Annotated in this window: 3 protein-coding genes; 1 reads left to right on the forward strand and 2 read right to left on the reverse strand. The window is 37.0% G+C overall.

The annotated features are described in order from the left end of the window. Positions 1–1,615, forward strand: a 1,615-nt coding sequence (locus tag AFK68_RS09005) for a cobaltochelatase subunit CobN (protein ID WP_210407317.1), incomplete at its 5' end; no start/stop codon positions are given. A gap of 758 nt (positions 1,616–2,373) precedes the next feature. Here AFK68_RS09005 and AFK68_RS44640 read toward each other — a convergent pair. Both AFK68_RS44640 and AFK68_RS09030 read right to left on the reverse strand, forming a co-directional pair. Continuing rightward, positions 2,374–2,967, reverse strand: coding sequence for a CPBP family intramembrane glutamic endopeptidase (locus tag AFK68_RS44640; protein WP_094672438.1), 594 nt, complete (start codon positions 2,965–2,967; stop codon positions 2,374–2,376). A gap of 785 nt (positions 2,968–3,752) precedes the next feature. After that, positions 3,753–4,484, reverse strand: a complete 732-nt coding sequence (locus AFK68_RS09030; RefSeq protein ID WP_210407318.1) for a ComF family protein — start codon at positions 4,482–4,484, stop codon at positions 3,753–3,755. Positions 4,485–4,505: the final 21 nt, after the last annotated feature.

Consider the following 4,505-nt stretch of genomic DNA (forward strand, 5'->3'; position numbering starts at 1 on the left):
TTTTGATACTGGTTTAAATTCAGATTGTCCGTTTGAGTATGGCAAAAAATTAGGAATTGAATTTACTGCGGAAAATGCGCGAATGTTTAGTGCAGATGTGGTTAATCCTTATTTTTTCGAAATTTACGAATATTTGCAGGTTGTAGAACAAAGATTATTTTCTTCTGGTTTGCATACTTTGGGAGAAGTGCCTAACGAGGAGGAATTAAAGTCTTATTTGGAGGCTTATTTTGGGGAAGAAATCGGAGAGATAGACTCGGATTTTGGGCAAGGATATGCGGATGATCAGGTTAAAGAAAGTGTGGTAAATGTTCGGGATTTGTTGATGCAAAATACTGATGAATTGACTAATCTTTTACGGGGATTAAATGGAGAATATATTCCGGCTGCTCCAGGAGGAGATTTATTACGAGATGGTGCGGGAGTTTTGCCGACCGGACGAAATATTCATGCTTTAGATCCCTATCGAATGCCTTCTCCTGCTGCTTATGAAAGAGGGCGAGAAATTGCTCGAAAAATTATTACTCAACATCTCGAAGAAAATGATAATTATCCTGAAACTGTGGCAGTAATGTTATGGGGATTAGATGCTATTAAAACTCGTGGCGAATCAATCGGAATTTTATTAGAATTAGTAGGAGCTGAACCAGTCAAAGAAGGTACGGGTCGTATCGTTCGTTATGAATTAAAGACTTTAGCTGAAGTCGGTCATCCCCGCATAGATATTTTAGGAAATTTATCAGGAATTTTCCGGGATAGTTTTGTCAATATTATTGAATTATTAGACGATCTATTCCAACGAGCAGCAACAGCAGACGAACCCGTAGAACAGAATTTTATCCGCAAACACGCTTTAGTATTGCAAGCGCAGGGAGTAGAAAATATTTCAGCGCGGTTATTTTCTAATCCTGCTGGTGATTTTGGTTCGTTGGTAAATGACCGAGTTGTGGATGGAAACTGGGAGTCAGGGGATGAGTTAGGCGATACTTGGCAAGGGCGAAATGTCTTTAGTTACGGTCGTCAGGATAAAGGTGAGGCAAGACCAGAAGTTTTGCAAGAATTGTTGAAAGGTTGCGATCGCATTGTGCAAGAAATTGATTCGGTGGAATATGGTTTGACAGATATTCAGGAATATTATGCGAATACTGGTGGGTTGAAGTTGGCAGCAGAGAAAAAACGGGGTAAAAAAGTAAGTGCGAGTTTTGTCGAAAGTTTTTCCAAAGATACCACCCCCCGAAAATTGGAGGATTTGTTGCGCATGGAATATCGCACAAAATTATTGAATCCAAAATGGGCAGAAGCAATGGCAAATCAAGGTAGTGGAGGAGCTTACGAGATTTCCCAACGGATGACCGCGTTGATAGGTTGGGGCGGTACCGCTAATTTTGCTGATAATTGGGTTTATGACGGTGCTGCCGAAACTTATGCTTTGGATGCAGAGATGGCGCAGAAGTTACGGGAGGCAAACCCGGAAGCGTTTCGGAATATTATTGGGCGGATGTTGGAGGCAAACGGACGCGGTTTATGGCAAGCGGATGAGGAGAAGTTGCAGAAGTTGCGGCAGTTGTATGATTTGACAGATGAGGAAATAGAGGGTGTGAGTGGGTTGGGTTAAGTAAGTAGGTTGGGTTAAGCGACAGCGCAACCCAACAAACCAAGATATTGTTGACCAACCAAGATAGTGTTGGGTTACTCCTGCGGAGAAGCAAGCTACGTTCCTTGCGACGCAACGAAGTTCGCGTTATATGTCGCGTTAGCGAAACAACCCAACCTACAAAAGCGATCGCTCTAACTATTATCTCGCGCTACCCTCTCCTGAATTGCCTGTTCCATAATGCGGAGATTTTCTGGAATTGGTACACCTTCTTCAGTACAAACAGGAGGATATCGTTTAACTTCCACTCCCGGTGGAATACGAAAAAGAAACCGAATTGGTTCGATATCGTCTCGGTGTTCTCAAACGTAAGCTTTTAATTCAGCTTTAGTCATTTATTCAAAATTATAGCAGTTTTCATGTTTTTTAGAGTACAGAGATTTGAGTTTAAAGGAAGAAGGAAGAAGTAAGAAGTTTTGTAGTCTACCTTTCTGAAAACCGCTATAAGTTTTATAAAAAATACCATATAAATATTAGGTTTTGTTACCTCAACCAAACCGACAATTCTATTCCTTAATAANTTTAATTCAGCTTTAGTCATTTATTCAAAATTATAGCAGTTTTCATGTTTTTTAGAGTACAGAGATTTGAGTTTAAAGGAAGAAGGAAGAAGTAAGAAGTTTTGTAGTCTACCTTTCTGAAAACCGCTATAAGTTTTATAAAAAATACCATATAAATATTAGGTTTTGTTACCTCAACCAAACCGACAATTCTATTCCTTAATAATTAAAAACAATGGTATCAATAGTATAATTTTCTATAACTAATAACAATGGTATAATTACGTTAAATAAACCGTGAGCTAGAATGCAACTTATAATACCGTATTTACGAAAAAGCCAACCTAATAATAAACCAATTGGAAAAATTTGAGCAAACTTTACCCAGTTGGGATTAAGAGTACCTGTATGTCCAATAGTCCAAAGTATTGAAGTCACTAAAATTGCTAACCAGTAGCGAGAATGTCGCCAGTTTAGATGTATTGCTAAATAGTTTTGTATTCCTAAGCGATAAATAATTTCTTCACTAAAGGCAGCAACGAGGAAAAATACAAAATTAGCAGCAGAATAATTCTCTATAGTCATGTTGCCATCAAATAATCTCCTCATTGAGGAGGCAAGTTCAGGGTTAGTAAACTTAAATAAAATAATAGAGTATAATATGGAGAATGCTGTAACAGCCAAAGTAGGAATTATAAATTGGGAAAGTTTCAGTAAATGGTCTTTAACTTTCCTTGTAGAAACATGATTTTGTAAAGAGAGTGGATAGGCAAGTTTGGCAGCATAGTCGATTCCAACTGTTGTAAAAATCATCNAGTAGGAATTATAAATTGGGAAAGTTTCAGTAAATGGTCTTTAACTTTCCTTGTAGAAACATGATTTTGTAAAGAGAGTGGATAGGCAAGTTTGGCAGCATAGTCGATTCCAACTGTTGTAAAAATCATCATTTTAAAAGAATCAATTAATAGCCGAATCATAATTCCAAAAACTTTGGCTAATGATAAGCTTTTTAGATCGATATCTAATAAAATAGACAACAGTTGCATACTGAAAAGAATACCTCCAGTTAATAATCCATAGTTAAAGTAAGGTTGGATTTCATAACGACGTTTTTGCCAAATAATCAAGAAGGCAAAAAAGAAAAATACTCCAGACAAACCCCAAATCAAGAAAAAAACCAAGTTTGTTGAATTCATAAATTTTCTATTAGTAGTTTGAGCAATACNGGCTTTATAAAAAAATGATTTAACCATAACATTTTCAAAATATTCTTCTAATAAAAACATTCATATCCTTACTTTAAATCATCTTGATTGAAAAAATAAAAATAATATATACAGCCATAAAATATTATAAACATACCCCATTTTTTTGTCTCATTTATCTGTTGAAAACTTGATTTTTTGCGTAAAAATTAAGGTTTAAAGTTTATCCTTGAAAGGATAAAAAAATCCTCTTCTTTTTAAGAAGAGGAAATTATTAATAATCTCCGGAAAAGAGGGAGTAGGGAGTAGGGCGAAATAATTGATGATTTATACGCGATAATTGATTGAATTTTTGATGATCGCAGAGGTCTATTAATTATTAATTGTTAATTATTAATTATTGAACAGCTTCTGACTCTTTAACCGTGGTTTCTTCCCACGAGGTTTTTTCGTAGTCGCGATCGCCAATACTCCCACTACCCTAATACCTCCTTTCTGCAAAACCTCTATGGCAGAATTCACCGTTGCACCAGTTGTATAAATATCATCCACCAACAAAACTGAAGCACGGGGACGACGGTTACGCAAATCTTTCCCCACAACAAAAGCATCCTTAACTGTCTCCAACCTCTCCCCACGAGATAAACCATATAACGCCTGAGTCTGTTTCACCCTTGCTAAACCATTTCGTCGCATCTGTAAACCTGTTACCTCACAAAAACTATTGGCCAATAGTTCCGCCTGATTAAAACCTCGTTCCCTCTCCTTTTTTTTGTGCATGGGAATGGGTACAACCACCACTTTGTCAAGGGTTGCCACACTCGAAGCTAACCACCCATCCGCCAACCAATACCCCAGAGGTTTTGCTATTTGTGGATTATCTTTATATTTCATAGCAGCGATCGCTCGTTTGAGACTATCTTTATATTGACCCCAAATAAATACAGGTACTTCTCCAGGAAATATTTCTCCCCCACCAGGAAACTGACAGCGCCAAACTTGTTTTTCGCAATATTGACAAAACTCTCTGTCTGCCGATCGCTGACAAAGAGGACAGTTGGGCTTAAGAAATATATTTAGAAATGGTTTAAGGATTTTTTTCCAGATAAATTTAATGATTTTCATTTCAGTTATCAGTTAACAGTT

It is taken from the genome of Hydrocoleum sp. CS-953, assembly GCF_002260545.1.
Taxonomy (GTDB): domain Bacteria; phylum Cyanobacteriota; class Cyanobacteriia; order Cyanobacteriales; family Microcoleaceae; genus Trichodesmium.